Below are 625 nucleotides of genomic sequence, written 5' to 3' on the forward strand. Positions count from 1 at the left end.
ATATAAGAGTTGCCATAAAATATCCGATATTTTATTTCATACCAAAGAACTCTACACTTATAATGAACAATATGTTTCTTATTGGAATACTATTACATGTGTTCCACATAGTTTTCCAACTTCCTTTAAAACAGAAACTCTTTCAATTACTTTTTTAGATAGCTTAAGTGAATACGAATTAAGAGAAAAAATTAATTCACTTGCTTATAATTCTCAAATTCCTACTTTCACACTACAACAAATTTTACTAGATTGGACTCAACAAATAGGAATATATCTAGATCAAAATGGAATTTCAGCTCATAAATTATTCCAAAACAGCACTCATGATTTCCTATTCCAACGACGCTTTCATTCAATTGAATCTTTCCAGGATTACTTTGATTATTACTGGTCACATGCTAAGAAATTTGCAACAAACATTGAAAACCAAAAAAATAGTATTCAACGCATCGTCGAATACATAGATCATCACTACTATGAAGATATAAATCGTTCTATATTAGCAGATATGGTTTATCTCAGCGCAGATCATTTAGCTAGAATTTTTAAAAAAGAAACTGGAGAAACTCTTGTTAAATATATAACGGATAAGCGCATTAATGCTGCTAAATCTCTCCTATCT

1 pseudogene is annotated in these 625 nt (G+C 29.4%); it reads left to right on the forward strand.

Features of this window, described 5'->3' with window-relative positions:
• Window positions 1-625, forward strand: a pseudogene (locus QP439_RS08965) (DNA-binding response regulator); the annotation flags it as partial.

This window comes from Streptococcus sp. UMB1203 (assembly GCF_030217725.1).
Taxonomy (GTDB): domain Bacteria; phylum Bacillota; class Bacilli; order Lactobacillales; family Streptococcaceae; genus Streptococcus.